The following is a 13,922-nucleotide window of genomic DNA, read 5'->3' as shown; positions in this document are numbered from 1 at the left end:
CCATTATTTTCAGCACTCAAGTTTGTTTGCTCATTAGGATCGGTCAAATGAAAATTTTTGGTTATTTCGGTATACCCATGACTGCATAGCCGCACCTATAAGCCCTGCATCCACTCCAAGTTGTGCTGCCCTTATTTCTACAGGCTTCACAAGAGATTGAATTCCAAGAGACGCTACTTTTGAACGTACTTTCTCAATAAACCATTCTCCATCCTGTAATACACCGCCAGCCAGCAGTACAATTGATGGATTGAATGTATGTATCAAGCTAACAATCGCGTAAGAAAGGGCACGAATAGCCTGGTCTACGACCTCAGCCGCATCCTCATTTCCAGCCAGCATAAAATTGAATACATGCTTACTCGTTATTTCATTAGGATGGTGTTTGAAATAGGCTAAGCCGTTATACTCAGCACGATGATTGGCAAGAATTTTTTCCCTCATCATTCTTGCAATACCGGTTCCTGACGCATAAGTTTCAAGGCAGCCATTAAAGCCGCAATTGCAGGCCGGACCATTCATATCCACCACAATATGTCCAAGCTCCGTACCGCCGCCCCATGCCCCGCGCATCATATTCCCGCCGGAAATGACGCCGCCGCCAACACCTGTACCCAAGGCCAGGCAGATTAAATCATCAATATTTTTCCCAGCGCCAAGCTGCTGCTCCGCAAGGGCAATAACGTTCACATCGTTATCTAAAAAAATGGGCAAATTTGTTTTCTCAGATAAAATATCTTTAATCGCTACATCATTCCAATCCCTGATGTTCGGGGTCCCGGATAGTACCTTACCATTGTAAAAATCAATTTGTCCCGCAGTCCCAATCCCGATGCCGATCAGCTGCTTATTTTCAAAGTTTGCCGTTTCCGTTAATGAAAAAATAATATTTTCCAATAATAGCAATATCGAATCTCTCGTTCCCTGCGGAGTTGAAAATACCTTTTTCGTTGCGGGTTCCCCATTTCGATCGATAATACCTGCGGCAATCTTGGACCCGCCTATATCAATGCCTATTGAGTATTCCATGCTATTGGTTCACCTCCATCCGATTCCTTTATGCAGATTTTTATCCTTATAGGACTATTATCGATATTCTTCTTTTTTAAGTTCCTCAACAAAACGTTTGGTGATCTCTTGCGGTCTGGTGATGGCCGTTCCCACCACAACTGAATACGCTCCGTTTCTAAACGCTTCAATTGCTTCATCAGGCGTTGATATTCTTCCTTCGGCGATCACAGGAACATTAACAAAGGAGGATAACTCCTTAATTAATGAAAAATCCGGTCCGGTTAATTGAGGACTGTAAGGGGTATAGCCGGAAAGTGTCGTAGAAATCAGGTCACACCCTTGATCCACTGCCTCTATTCCTTCTTTGACCGTTGATACATCTGCCATAATAAGGCTGTTGCTGTTTTGCCTAATATAAGAAACCAATTCGCTGAACTTAACCCCCTTTGGCCGCGGTCTCTCAGTTGCATCAAGGGTAATGACCTCCGCGCCTGATTCGATTAATTCCACTACCTCCCTTAATGATGGAGTTATAAAAACGTCGCTGTCATGATAGTCCCTTTTAATGATTCCGATTGTGGGCAGGCCAGTGGCTTTGCGGATAGCTATGATATCCTCTTTGCCATTTGCACGGATGGCAGCGGCACCTCCCATTTTTGCCGCAAGGCCCATTTTCGCCATAATTTCAGATCCATGCAGGGGTTCATCCTCCAGCGCTTGGCATGACACGATTAATCGTCCTTTAATTTTGTTCAAAAACTCATGTTTTTCCATTGTCTCTCCCTCTTTTCGGTCAAAATCCGATTCCTTTTAGAAAGGAAATTTATCCTTTTACCGCGCTGCTGTATGCTCCCTTTATAAAATAATTTTGGAACGCCATAAACACTATTAAAATAGGAATTAAGGCAATCACAGCCCCTGCAGATACTAATCTGGTATCTGTGACAAACGTTCCTTTTAAATCATATAGTCCCACTGTCAATGGATAAGAGTTAGGATCCTGGAGTACAAGCAGCGGCCATAAGAAGTTATTCCAGGAACCTATGAAACTTAAGATGGCTAAAGTGGAAAGCATGGGCTTTACCATTGGAATCAAGATATACCACCAGATTTGCCAAGGTTTGGCGCCATCAATAATGGCTGACTCATCAATTTCCTTCGGTATCCCTATAAAAGCCTGCCTCATTAAAAAGATGCCAAAAGCCGATACTGCCCCTGGAAGAATAACCCCTGCAAATGAATCGATCAGACTTAATTTCTCTAAAATTAAATAGATCGGTATCATGGTAACCTCGCCGGGAATCATCATGGTCGCAAGGATGATTAGAAAGACCGTATTTTTCCCCTTAAAATTCATCCGCGCCAACGGAAAAGCTGCCAATGAGCAAAACAATAAAGGTAAAATGACTCCCCAAAAAGCTAATATAATACTATTCCATAAATAAAGCGGAATCGGCAGGGTGTTCCATACAGTAATAAAGTTTTCAAGGGTAATGTTTTCGGGAATAAATTTTGGGGGAAATGAAAAGATTGCTTCATTTTTCCCTTTTAAAGCAGTAGAAAATGACCACAAAAATGGAACAATCATGACAACTGCTACCAAGGTCAAAAAGAAATAGGAAATAATCAAGCGGCCTGCTTTGCGTTTATTCGGCAGATGGCGTATTTGTTTATTCTGATCAATTTTAGGGACTGATTTTATGCTGGTTTGTGCAGGTTGCATGGAACTGCCTCCTTTTAGGACTCTTGATCTAAGGTTCGTTTATTTAACAAGGTTAAAATCAATATAATAATAAATAAAATAAATGAGATGGCACTTGCGTATCCCATTTCCAACTGCCTAAATGCCTTTTCAAATACAATAAATACAACGGTCTTTGAAGCCCCAATTGGTCCGCCGTCCGTCATCGTCAGCATTAACGTAAACTCTTTAAAAGCCGACATCGTGGAAATAACAGCAGTAAAGAAGATAATTGGCTTAAGCATTGGAAATGTAATATGGATATGTTTCTGCCAAAAATTCGCACCATCCAATTCCGCCGCTTCATATAAATCGGTTGGAACAGACTGTAATCCAGCCAAATAAAATAACATATAATATCCGAGCCCTTGCCAAATGGTCACCATAGCCAGACTCGGCATGACAAATTTCCGACTTGTCAGCCAATCAACCGGATTGATTCCCACTAAACTTAGTAGATAATTAAAGATTCCATCACTCGCAAACAACCAGTTCCATAGAATAGCCGTTATGACAACGGAGACAAGTGCGGGGAAATAGTAAACCAGTCGGTATAATTTAATAGCCGTTAATTTTTGATTCACCAGGATTGCCAGAAATACGGGTAATACGACTAGTGCAGGTGTAACTAAAATCCAAAAATAAAAGGTATTCCGTAGGGCATTCCAAAACTCCTCATCTTTGAATGCTCTTATAAAGTTGTTCAGCCCCACCCACTCGAGCGGCTGGAATACATTATAATTTGTGAAGCTGATTCCAAGTGCTGCAAGAGCCGGGAGCAAAGTAAACGTTGTTAACAATATTCCCGCCGGCAGTAAAAAGAACCATGCGTGTTTTGCTTTATACATACAACCACTCCTACTAATTCACTAAAGCTGTTAGAACAAAAGGCGCAAGCGCCTCGGTCAGCCCCGACAAGTATAAGACGAGCCGTCATGAAGGTTGCTTTTTAACCTTCATGACGGCTTGGCTGTAGACCATAGAGGGGCTGGGCGCCCCTCCTAAAAGCTAATGCTTTTAGGAGGGCGATGCCTATGCTGTCGAAGTATTTCTTGTGGAGCCGGATTCAGACAACGATTCCCAAGTTATACACAGGTTACAATTATATAATTCCTTAACAACAAGAAAAATGAGGCATTCACTATGACTAAGCACTAGGTGAATGCCAAAGAGAAATGATTTTCCAATCCTTGGATATTGTTCTTTTTGAAATGCAGCTTTCTTATTTTTTCAAGAGGTCATTTATTCGTTTTTCCGCATCATCCAATGCTTTTTGCGGATCTTTATTTTCTAGTAAAACTTTTTGAAATTCTTCATTTACTACCTTGTTAATCTCTGAAATATTCTCAACCGGAGGGAAAATATTTCTTCCAACCTCCAATTGTTTAGCTGCATAAAATTTCCCTTTTTCCGCCGGATCATCCGAATTTTCACCTTGAGTAAAGAATTCATCCGCTGCAGCTTCTTTGACAGAAGGCATAATGGCAACAATTTTGGAGAATGCTAATTGACTTTCTGCATTTGTAACGAATTTAGCAAATTTTACAGCCTCTTCGGGAGCCTTTGTCTTTGCAGATACGGCAATATTCATAATCGCCATATGCAAGAATCCTGACGATCCAACCATAGCCGGAGCTGCGTCTGACTTTTCATACACCTCTGGGGACAAGTCCTTTACTTGGCGGAAGAGCTGAGGCCCGGTTAACCACCACGCAACTTTTTCCTGGGCATACCATTCATTTGTTTTTGCTTGTCCCAATAGGAGTTCCTTCGGAATTAATCCTTTATTAAATCTCTCCTTAAATTCCTTAAAGATCTGCAGTGCTTCCGGAGTATTGATGGCAGCGCTCTTCAGGTCTTTTGAAACGATTTCTACACCATTTTGCGGCAGGTATTTATGAATTTCGTCCGGAACACTGCCATACACACCTAATTTTTCATAGAGAACTTCTGTCATTTCCCACGCTTCTTTTTCCGTTGCTGGCGGGTGATCAAAGCCTGCTTTTTCCAACAGTTCTTTGTTGTAAAGCATGCCCCCTGTCGTGACATACCATGGAAGGGCATAGGATTTAACTCCTAAATTTCCAGCGTCCCAAACACCTTCAAAATAATCATTTTTCACATCGGCAGTCTTTTCTGTTAAATCCATTACTGCTCCGACAGCCGCAAGTTTTTTCAAGTAATCCGTATTCAAGTTCATGACATCCGCGAGTTTTCCGGATGCTGCTGCAGTCAGTGTTTTTTGTTCAACTGTGTCAAAGGGAATATCCTCCCAAACAACCTTTACACCTTGATTTTCCTTTTCAAATTGATCAATAAGGCCATTGATGTAATCGTCAAATGTAGGGCTTAGAGAAATCGTCCAAAACTTAATCTCAACATCTTTTTTCTTCGTCCCTTCTCCGTCGCCGCCTGCACTTTCTTTTTTAGAGCATGCAGTCGCCAGGAAAAGAGCAAAGACAAGCAATAGTACTGTAAGCCTTTTCATTTTCTTCAAGTTCTTCTTCCCCCTTAATAGAAAAATAGAATGATTCCTCTTCTCCAATTGAATATTTGCTCCAATTTTAAAGGAAAATGAAGGAAATATTCTTCATAATTAATTCTATTTAAGAAAAATTACCTTGTCAATACAGTTGCGCTAATTTTTAGAATATTTAACAAGTTTTTATAGATTCTCTTTAATATACAAAATAGTCCCATCTACATGTGAAATAATTCCCGGCGCATCATGACCGGAAAACGGATAAACGATTATTGACTTATCGGATTGAATAATTACTTGATCAATTGGGTAGTCCATCTCAGTGAGAATCGGCTGCAGCGGAACTTGAGCAGATTCCTCCTGTGTTGTTTTCCAAAAAGAATCGAAATCATCCTCTTTTGTCAATTCCGGTTTATAGGTTTCGATTGTTTTTATTAACGTTTCGATCGAATACAATTTTGATTGCCTCCCGTTTTATTCTTTACCAAGCACCTTAACCGATGCCTCAGACAGATATGACGATTCCATCATATGCAACTCGAATTCCATCAGGGGCAAAGATTTCCTCCAAATCTTTATGCATCAGCCCGATATTATGGGAAAAATGAGTCACGATGATTTGGCTGTTTTCATCAATGATGTTGTTTTCATTAAAAACAGTTTGAATTTCCTGTACTGCCTCAATGTTTAGGTGGTTGCGCCGTTCCGGCAATAGCCCGTTCGTGCAATCCAGAATGGCTGCATCAATCTTTTTGTTCATCAGCCACTCCCAGGTGGCATCCGGAAACCAGCCGGTGTCGTGGCCATAAAAGACCGTTTTTCCATCCTTTTCAATAAAAAACAACAGACATGTTTCATACGGGTTATGGTCTGCAAGCAACGGTGTAACACGGGCTGAGCCAACTTGATAGGTTACAAATGGCTGCATCAGCGTGTAAGAAAAGTACTGCGCGTCGTGGAGCAGGACCTCTTTGCATTTAAAAATAGCTGCGTCATGGCCGTATATTTCGAGCGGATAGGAGAACTCATGGGCAAATCCGGGCGTTCTCATGCCAAGATCCTTGGGATTAAAATGATCCATATGGGTGTGTGTAAATAATAAGTGTTCAACTAATGATAAATCCAAATGATGTGTGAGAACATGATGGTAGGTATCAGGTGGGAAATCAATTTTAATCGTATCATCAATAATGGCGGAAGAACGTGTCCTTATATTTTTGCCGCCCAATGCTCTGGCTTTTTTACAATGACCGCAATTGCAAAAAATACCTGGGAACCCTTCTGCAGCTGATGTACCGAGAATTTGTATTTTCATTTAAAATCATCCTCTCATTTAAAAAATGAGTCTTACGTCCAATTCAATAAAGGGACAGGTTTAAATAAACCTGCCCCAAGCCATTTTATTTATCACTGCGAATCATTTTTAAGAAGCCTGGATTATGATGAGGTGCTTTTGATGGTTTTGCAAACTCCTCCTCAACAATGTGCCACCAATCGAACCACTCAAGGTAAACCAGGTCAAACAGCATCACCCCGTGAGTTTTTTCAATATCCTTCCTCAACGCTTTGCGGAACTGCTCGGGATTATTGATGTACTGGTTTAAATACAAACTGCCGTATACAAACGTTGACTCGTTAATCACGTCCATAGCAACTTCGGCTGACCCTTCAACGCTATGTTCCGCCGGTCTTCCGTTTGCGATTGCTTCTTCCTTTGTTACATCCACAAAATACGTTCCGGTCATGATAAAGTCTAATGTTTCTGCATAGCCGGTTTTGTGATAATCCGGGCTGGTCCAGTCGTATGCCGGCTTATGTGTCCGGCTCGCCCAGTTTACACCTTCACTGTAATAATCTTGATACCAAGCGCCAACATATGTGCTGAAATATACATCCTCATCAATATCATGAATCAGCTTTTCCGCTTTCTTAAAGAAGGACTGGATGTTCCCCGCTCTCCACTCAATCCATTTTTGATACAATGGGCCTTGAACAATTTTTTGCCCGCTATTATCAAATTGGATTTCAAAAATATCCTTCGGGAAATTGGCAACTTTTTGGCCGATATACTTTTCAAACTCTTGACGGCTAAAATCACTGAAATCTGCGTAAATGCTATTATATCTTGCACGGTCTAATACAATTCCATCCACGTCATAGTTTCTTGTTAATTCTTCAATGATCCCTAATTCATAGGCTTGAACATCATCACGGATTGGATTGACGAATGTGGCGCCGCCGGAAGCCTTTGAAGCTGGGACCAGTTTAGTTTCTGTTTGGGAAATGTCAATCGTGTCGCCGACTTTCACATTATTAAGAAGCCATGTACGGGCATTTCCATGTCCGGAAAGTACATAACCGTTTTCAGGAACCTCCACAGGTGGTCCATCGAAAGTATTCCGGTCCGAAACCTGAGTCACGATGTTATTTACAACCTGTACTTCTGCACCCCAACGATTGGCGGGAGAGACTTTGTTTTTGTCTGGTGTGTACACAACGAGATAGTCCGTTTGGCGAAGAACATTGGATCCGTCAATTTTTAACGTACTTCGATTGGCCGCAGTTGCGATTCTTGAACCTTCATAAATAACGGATTGCCATTCAGGATGTTCATATGCCGGTCCTTCCTGGTCGGAGGTACTCCCTTCAGAGAAAACGTTAATCGCAGCATGAACCTTGATGCCATGCTTATGGGCCTCATCAATTACAGTTTGCAGGAGGTCATAGTCTTTTGGATATCCTTGAAATTTGGCTATTTTCTTTGAAGTACTTGCATGAGGCGCCAGATTACTTTTGTAGGCAACAAATCCTGTAGAATTTTTTATATCCAAAATGATAGTGTCAATATTTGCTTTGGCCGTTTTGCCGACAATATCTTTCACCTTTTCTTTTGTATTTAGATATTCAATGTTGGCTGACAAATCATACCACAGCATTCGTGCCTTATAATTTTGATTCTTGACGAGATTTTTTAATACCTTATGTCTTGAGTTATCATTTCCACCCTCCGCGGCGGCTGGACTCAGAGAAAAAGTTAACAAGAAAAAAGCGGTAAAGAAGGTAAACAATTTTTTCATTAAAATGCTCCTTTTCTATCCATATTTAACTTTTCAGGTATGTAACTCTCGGTGCAAGATGTTCAGCCCTCCTTTCCAATATTTAGAATTGTCTAAATAATAACATAGATATCTGAATTGGTGAATAATTTCTTTATTTCTTAAGTAAAAACAGGATTTTTTATCCATTTATGTTCAGCCTCGTATAAATAAAAAATGTTTTGCATTACTTTGGGACTAGTATCAGATGTCAACAACTGAAAAAGAATTATTTGAAGGCTTTTTCGCAAACTTTGTTGTTTTTGCGAGTAAGGGATTTATGTTATACTTTATAAATTAATTGATTATATTCTGAATTATTAAATATTTTAACAGGTAGGGATGATGATACCTTGAAGGGTAAATATGGATTGTTATCTTCTATTTTAGCCATAGTAGGTACTTTACTATTTTACATGAGTTCTCAAGGAAGTAATGGAGTTTTCAATCCTTATTTATTCACAGGTCTCGCTACTTGGATAACAAGTTTTGTGTTAGGTGTTAAAGGAGTCAAAATAAAAGAAAGTGGTTCTTTAATATTTGTTGGAATGGGAATGATCTTTTAAGCAATCGTTCTAATTCCTCGGCTTGGCTACTACATACAGCGACATACCACTATCAAGTAGACTTCTTGCAACTTTTAAAATTATTATAACATTATCCTCGAAACAAGAACATACATTCTATATTAAAACTAAGTATTTCATAAAATAAAAAAGACCGAACATGCAGCCACATGTCCTGTCCAGCAATAGACGGTTCTCTACTAACAAAGAAATGTAATTTGCCTCATTTAATCCCCTTTAATATTAGTTTTCCAGCTTTTTTGTAGTTTCCGAATGTAAACGATTTGTCCAATGTGGTAGGCGTTATGCGTGGACAAATTTCCTAGAACTGCCCACCACTTTGCGGTCTCAGGGAAACCATTCACATCATTTTCTACCTTTTCTTCAGTCAGTAGGTCTTGCCATTGAAGCAGGACCGCTAAGAGGCACTTTTTTAAGTCTACAAACGTTTTATTTTCCGGAATAATAAAGCTTTCATTATTGTCACTAATGGGCGCAACAGCATTCACATGAGATTTTTTGTATCTTTTTTGCCAAGTTTCATTCCAGTAAAGGAGATGTTGTACAATTTCTGCAATACTATTGCTTTCATCATTAGATTTCCAAAATGCTTCTTCCTCAGATAAGTTGGCAACTGATTCCGAAAACGGAACGTACCAGCTAAGGTCATTTGCATTTGCTAACAATTGATCTGCCAGTACATCTTTAACGTGAGACATCCCAATCACACTCCTTCTATGTTATAGGTATATATTCTAAATGTGAAAGTAAAACCCTTTAAAATTGGCAAGGTATTTTTTATTGGTTGGAAATTTTCAAAAAAGAAGACCGATGACTGTCCCCCGGCAAATAAAAAACCACATTCTGCTTTAAAATCGGTCGGATGTGTAAAATGATTTCCATTTTAAATATTTGGAATCTTGTTGATTTAAGTGCTTTATCTTGTTAAAATTCTATTATTATTTTGAAAAAGTGTCGATGAATAGGGAACGCTTTCATTTTTTTAAATAATTTTCACTTATATTTTCACATCAGGAGGCTTTATTTTATGACCAAGTACAAAGATTTAAATGTTCCTCATAGAACAATTATGACACCTGGACCAGTAGAAGTAGATCCCCGTGTTTTAAGAGCGATGGCGACTCCCATATTAGGTCAATTTGACCCAGCATTTACAAATATAATGAATGAAACAATGGAGATGCTCCGTTCTCTTTTTCAAACGGAAAACCAATGGGCATATCCGATTGACGGGACTTCCAGATCTGGTATCGAAGCTGTCCTTTGCAGTATCATTTCACCTGGGGACCGCGTATTAGTCCCAATTTTCGGTCGGTTTGGATACCTGTTAACTGAAATCTGCCAACGCTATGGTGCAGAAGTTATTACAATGGAAGCTCCATGGGGAGAGGTCTTTGATCCGGAAGTAATTATTAATAAGATTCATGAAGTTTCTCCTAAAATTGTCGCCATCGTCCATGCTGAAACATCCACTGGCTGTATACAGCCACTAAAGGAGATTGGCGAAGCTTGTCGGAATGCAGATGTTCACTTAGTCGTCGATGCTGTAGCATCTTTAGGAGGGGTCGATCTTAAGGTTGATGAACTTAAACTCGATGCTGTTATTGGTGGAACGCAAAAATGTCTTTCAATTCCGTCCGGATTGGCTCCGATTACTTATAACCATCGAATTGAAGAAATCCTATTGAAAAGGAAAAGTATTGAACTAGGTTTAAGGTCCTTTCAAAGTGAGCCTTCAAACGATCGAATTATCAGCAATTATTTTGACTTAGCGCAACTCCAAGATTATTGGAGCCCAGTACGCCTCAATCATCATACAGAAGCGACTAGTATGCAATATGCATTAAGAGAAGGGCTTCGTATTGTTCTAGAGGAAGGTCTTGAAAATAGATTTGCGCGTCATAAGTTAAACGAAAGAGCATTAGTGGCGGGTATTAAAGCTATGGGGTTACAATTATTTGGTGATGAAAAGCATAAGCTTCCAGTCGTTACCTGCATTGAGGTTCCTAATGGGATTGATAGTGATGAAGTACGCTCGATGCTGCTAGAAGATTTTGAAATAGAAATTGCTAGTTCATTTGGGCCGCTTCATGGAAAGATCTGGAGGATAGGGACAATGGGATATAGTAGTCGAAAGAAAAATATTCTCCATGTTCTTGCCGCCTTGGAGGCAACACTAATTAGAAAAGGTTTTAACGTAAATAAGGGTGAAAGTGTGCAGGCGGCAATGGATGTCTATGATGAATACAAACAGCACCAAAATATCGAAATGGTCGAATTGGAACTGACCTAACAACAGCATGAAAAAAATGTTAAGACCTACCGGGCTTGCGTGACATTTATAACAAAATGTTCGTGTAAAATGAAAAAGGGCAACAGGTTTCTTAATTGACCTTGTTCCCTTTTTTTACATTCTTTTTCATTTGTTCACTTTTCTCCATTGTTTTTTCTTAACCATGGCGACTGATCCAAACGACGGCAATATATGTTAATATTTGATGAAAATTTAATTCCTTAGCACCCTCACTCCCCTGGCTAGTTATAAAAAAATAGTATGATGTACTCTTTTCCCAAACAAAAAAACACTCACAAACATTGAAAAAACAACATTTGTGAATGTTTCGTATTGGTAACCGAGCTCCATTATCCCTTAATAAAGATGGTCTTAATGGATGTATAAAATTCCTTTGCCGCTTCACCTTGTTCTCTGGAACCTACACTAGATGCTTTCATACCTCCAAATGGTGCTTGCAGTTCTACGCCAGCACTTTCTGCATTTATACGAACGAGACCAGCATCAATTTCATCAATAAACTCAAGCAAGCTACTAATTTTAGTTGTAAAAATAGATGCACTTAATCCATATTTTGTATAATTCGCTATTTCAATCGCTTCCTCTAAATCTTCTGATTTGATAAGGACTATTACTGGTCCAAAAATTTCTTCCTGTGCAATCCTCATATTTGATTTTACATTTTCAAATATGGCGGGCGTAATATAAAAGCCTTTTTCATATTTCTTTGCCTCTAACAACTCACCACCTATTAGAAGCTTAGCACCTTCACTTTTGCCTATTTCTATATAATTTCTAACTGTATTTAATTGACTTTCACTAGCACATGGTCCCATCCAAATTCCTTCTTCTAATCCGTTTCCAACTTTAATTCGTCTAGTTGCCTCAACAAGCTTATCTCTAAACTCATCAAAGATAGGGGATTCTACAATCACACGACTTGTAGCAGTACATTTCTGTCCAGTGGAACGAAAAGCCCCATTAATAACCGCATCAACAGCTGCATGTAAGTCAGCATCTTTAGTCACAATGACCGGATTTTTTCCTCCCATTTCCAATTGATACTTGATTCCTCTTGCCGATGCAGACCTTGCTACTACTTCCCCTACTGATTCAGAACCAGTAAATGTGATGGCATTTAATAACGGATGATCAATTATCCCTTGGCCAATGACAGCACCAGAACCTGTTATAAAGTTTATTACCCCTTCTGGGAATCCAGCTTCAGCGAAACATTCTATCACTTTCGCAGCCGTCACAGCTGCCTCTGTTGCCGGTTTAAATACAACCGTATTTCCATAAACAAGGGCAGGTGCAATCTTCCAAATTGGGATCGCAACAGGAAAATTCCATGGTGTGATAACGCCTACAACCCCTACAGGTGTCCGTCTTGTAAACAAAAGTGCTGCTTGGTCGGAAGATGGGATTACATCCCCGTCGCTGCGCATCCCTTCCCCTGCATAATACCGAAGAATCGCCACACCTCTTGCGGTTTCCCCTTTTGCTTCAGGAAGCGTTTTGCCCATTTCCCTAGTCATCGTTTCTGCAATATCTTCTAGATTCTCTTCTAAAATATCAGCTGCTCTAAATAGAAGCTCGCCTCTTTTGGCCTGACCCATTTTCCTCCAGCTCTTTTTGGCTTTATATGCAGCTTGAACTCCCTTTTCTAAATCTTCACGGGAAGACTTTTGGACATACCCAACTATTTCTTCCTTATTCATAGGGCTAATACTTCTAATTACCTCATAGGAAGTAGATTCTACCCATTCGTTATTAATATAATTTTTAAAGGTTTTTTCTTTTAATACCGTTTGCATTCAATCTCCGCCTTTCATTTCTAAACAAATCCGCAAACCTCACAATCCGTCTGCTTATTCGTTATTTTTTTAACGATAGTATCATTTCATCAATATGAATGATTTTATCTTGCAGGTTTAATTTTCTGCTAAGTTGGCTCAAATGAGGCTGCTTTACTTTTCCCGCTTCTAGAACATCTAAATTCCAAAAGATCTCTCTCTTATTGGAATCGGCAATTTTCCTTTTGTTTGCCATCACAATCACCCGATTGAAATTTTCTGCTACAAATTCCATATCGTGAGTAATCGTAATCACTGTTTTTCCTTGCCGTGTGAGGGAATGGATGATATGGGAAAGTCTCTTCAGCGAATTACCATCTTGGCCCGCTGTCGGCTCATCTAATATTATAAGTTTTGGATTCATCGCAATAACGGAAGCAATCGTTATAAACTTTCTTAAGGAATAGGGCAGGTCATAGGGATGTTCATCAAGATATGGTTCAATTCCTGTCAGCTCAGCGGCGGATAGAATATTTTCTTTGATCCTATTTTTGGACAGCCCAATTTTTTTAGGTCCGAATTCGATTTCACTGTAAACCTTGTTATGAAAAATCTGATCATCCGGATTTTGGTAAACATAGCCAACCTTCTTGGATAACTGAGCAGTAGTAAATTCTTTCGTATTCCAGCCATCAACAGTCACATTTCCTGCTGTTGGTTTTATAAGCCCATTCATTAATTTCACTGTAGTTGTTTTCCCCGCCCCGTTTTGTCCGATGATGGCAACGGATTCGCCAAGGTCAAATTTCATCGAGATATTTTCAATGGCTTTAAAGCCATCAGGATAGCAATAAGAAACGTCTTCTAAAGTCAAATAACTCAAGTCATTCCCTCCATTCGTAAAGAAATTTCAGCGG

General features: G+C 39.6%; 13 protein-coding genes. 2 read left to right on the top strand and 11 right to left on the bottom strand.

Annotated elements, in window-relative coordinates:
• Positions 1–33: 33 nt before the first annotated feature.
• The 8 genes from ACFVSW_RS09995 to ACFVSW_RS09960 form a co-directional block, all read right to left on the bottom strand.
• Complete coding sequence (locus tag ACFVSW_RS09995; RefSeq protein WP_387315297.1) at positions 34–1,029, bottom strand: ROK family protein; 996 nt, start codon at positions 1,027–1,029, stop codon at positions 34–36.
• 57 nt (positions 1,030–1,086) lie between these two features.
• Complete coding sequence (locus ACFVSW_RS09990; RefSeq protein WP_387315295.1) at positions 1,087–1,785, bottom strand: N-acetylmannosamine-6-phosphate 2-epimerase; 699 nt, start codon at positions 1,783–1,785, stop codon at positions 1,087–1,089.
• Between the two features lie 49 nt (positions 1,786–1,834).
• The gene (locus ACFVSW_RS09985) at positions 1,835–2,734 is read right to left on the bottom strand and encodes a carbohydrate ABC transporter permease (protein WP_387315293.1); all 900 of its coding nucleotides are present in this window, start codon (positions 2,732–2,734) and stop codon (positions 1,835–1,837) included.
• Positions 2,735–2,748: 14 nt separating this feature from the next.
• Complete coding sequence (locus ACFVSW_RS09980; RefSeq protein ID WP_387315291.1) at positions 2,749–3,600, bottom strand: carbohydrate ABC transporter permease; 852 nt, start codon at positions 3,598–3,600, stop codon at positions 2,749–2,751.
• 374 nt (positions 3,601–3,974) lie between these two features.
• Positions 3,975–5,240: an ABC transporter substrate-binding protein gene (locus ACFVSW_RS09975; RefSeq protein WP_387315569.1), complete on the bottom strand. Its 1,266-nt coding sequence runs from the start codon at positions 5,238–5,240 to the stop codon at positions 3,975–3,977.
• Positions 5,241–5,417: 177 nt separating this feature from the next.
• The gene (locus tag ACFVSW_RS09970) at positions 5,418–5,690 is read right to left on the bottom strand and encodes an acetylxylan esterase (protein WP_387315289.1); all 273 of its coding nucleotides are present in this window, start codon (positions 5,688–5,690) and stop codon (positions 5,418–5,420) included.
• Positions 5,691–5,739: 49 nt separating this feature from the next.
• On the bottom strand, positions 5,740–6,549 hold the full coding sequence (locus ACFVSW_RS09965) for an MBL fold metallo-hydrolase (RefSeq protein WP_387315287.1): 810 nt from the start codon (positions 6,547–6,549) through the stop codon (positions 5,740–5,742).
• Between the two features lie 85 nt (positions 6,550–6,634).
• On the bottom strand, positions 6,635–8,311 hold the full coding sequence (locus ACFVSW_RS09960) for an alpha amylase family protein (protein WP_387315284.1): 1,677 nt from the start codon (positions 8,309–8,311) through the stop codon (positions 6,635–6,637).
• A gap of 371 nt (positions 8,312–8,682) precedes the next feature.
• Between ACFVSW_RS09960 and ACFVSW_RS09955 the strand changes: the two genes are divergently transcribed.
• The gene (locus ACFVSW_RS09955) at positions 8,683–8,895 is read left to right on the top strand and encodes a hypothetical protein (protein ID WP_387315282.1); all 213 of its coding nucleotides are present in this window, start codon (positions 8,683–8,685) and stop codon (positions 8,893–8,895) included.
• Positions 8,896–9,122: 227 nt separating this feature from the next.
• Here ACFVSW_RS09955 and ACFVSW_RS09950 read toward each other — a convergent pair whose 3' ends face one another.
• Positions 9,123–9,614, bottom strand: coding sequence for a DinB family protein (locus ACFVSW_RS09950; RefSeq protein WP_387315279.1), 492 nt, complete (start codon positions 9,612–9,614; stop codon positions 9,123–9,125).
• A 329-nt stretch (positions 9,615–9,943) separates the two neighbouring features.
• On the opposite strand from ACFVSW_RS09950, the gene ACFVSW_RS09945 reads away from it, so the two are divergent.
• The gene (locus ACFVSW_RS09945; RefSeq protein WP_387315278.1) at positions 9,944–11,209 is read left to right on the top strand and encodes a pyridoxal-phosphate-dependent aminotransferase family protein; all 1,266 of its coding nucleotides are present in this window, start codon (positions 9,944–9,946) and stop codon (positions 11,207–11,209) included.
• 350 nt (positions 11,210–11,559) lie between these two features.
• Here ACFVSW_RS09945 and gucD read toward each other — a convergent pair whose 3' ends face one another.
• Together gucD and ACFVSW_RS09935 are read right to left on the bottom strand one after the other, a co-directional pair.
• Entirely contained in the window at positions 11,560–13,026 is a 1,467-nt protein-coding gene (gene gucD, locus ACFVSW_RS09940) for an alpha-ketoglutaric semialdehyde dehydrogenase GucD (protein ID WP_387315275.1), read from the bottom strand.
• 61 nt (positions 13,027–13,087) lie between these two features.
• Entirely contained in the window at positions 13,088–13,888 is an 801-nt protein-coding gene (locus ACFVSW_RS09935; RefSeq protein ID WP_387315273.1) for an energy-coupling factor ABC transporter ATP-binding protein, read from the bottom strand.
• Between the last annotated feature and the right edge of the window lie 34 nt (positions 13,889–13,922).

The organism is Neobacillus sp. NPDC058068 (assembly GCF_042885335.1).
In the GTDB taxonomy this organism is placed as follows: Bacteria; Bacillota; Bacilli; order Bacillales; family Cytobacillaceae; genus Neobacillus.
Note: the sequence above shows the minus strand (reverse complement) of the source record. Positions and strands in the feature narration are given on the sequence as shown.

Bases quoted from the DNA above. Each gene is read 5' to 3' on its own strand.
- ACFVSW_RS09995 (WP_387315297.1), bottom strand. From the start codon at position 1,029: ATGGAATACTCAATAGGCATTGATATAGGCGGGTCCAAGATTGCCGCA.
- ACFVSW_RS09965 (WP_387315287.1), bottom strand. From the start codon at position 6,549: ATGAAAATACAAATTCTCGGTACATCAGCTGCAGAAGGGTTCCCAGGT.
- ACFVSW_RS09990 (WP_387315295.1), bottom strand. From the start codon at position 1,785: ATGGAAAAACATGAGTTTTTGAACAAAATTAAAGGACGATTAATCGTG.
- ACFVSW_RS09950 (WP_387315279.1), bottom strand. From the start codon at position 9,614: ATGTCTCACGTTAAAGATGTACTGGCAGATCAATTGTTAGCAAATGCA.
- gucD (WP_387315275.1), bottom strand. From the start codon at position 13,026: ATGCAAACGGTATTAAAAGAAAAAACCTTTAAAAATTATATTAATAAC.
- ACFVSW_RS09985 (WP_387315293.1), bottom strand. From the start codon at position 2,734: ATGCAACCTGCACAAACCAGCATAAAATCAGTCCCTAAAATTGATCAG.
- ACFVSW_RS09945 (WP_387315278.1), top strand. From the start codon at position 9,944: ATGACCAAGTACAAAGATTTAAATGTTCCTCATAGAACAATTATGACA.
- ACFVSW_RS09960 (WP_387315284.1), bottom strand. From the start codon at position 8,311: ATGAAAAAATTGTTTACCTTCTTTACCGCTTTTTTCTTGTTAACTTTT.
- ACFVSW_RS09975 (WP_387315569.1), bottom strand. From the start codon at position 5,240: ATGAAAAGGCTTACAGTACTATTGCTTGTCTTTGCTCTTTTCCTGGCG.
- ACFVSW_RS09980 (WP_387315291.1), bottom strand. From the start codon at position 3,600: ATGTATAAAGCAAAACACGCATGGTTCTTTTTACTGCCGGCGGGAATA.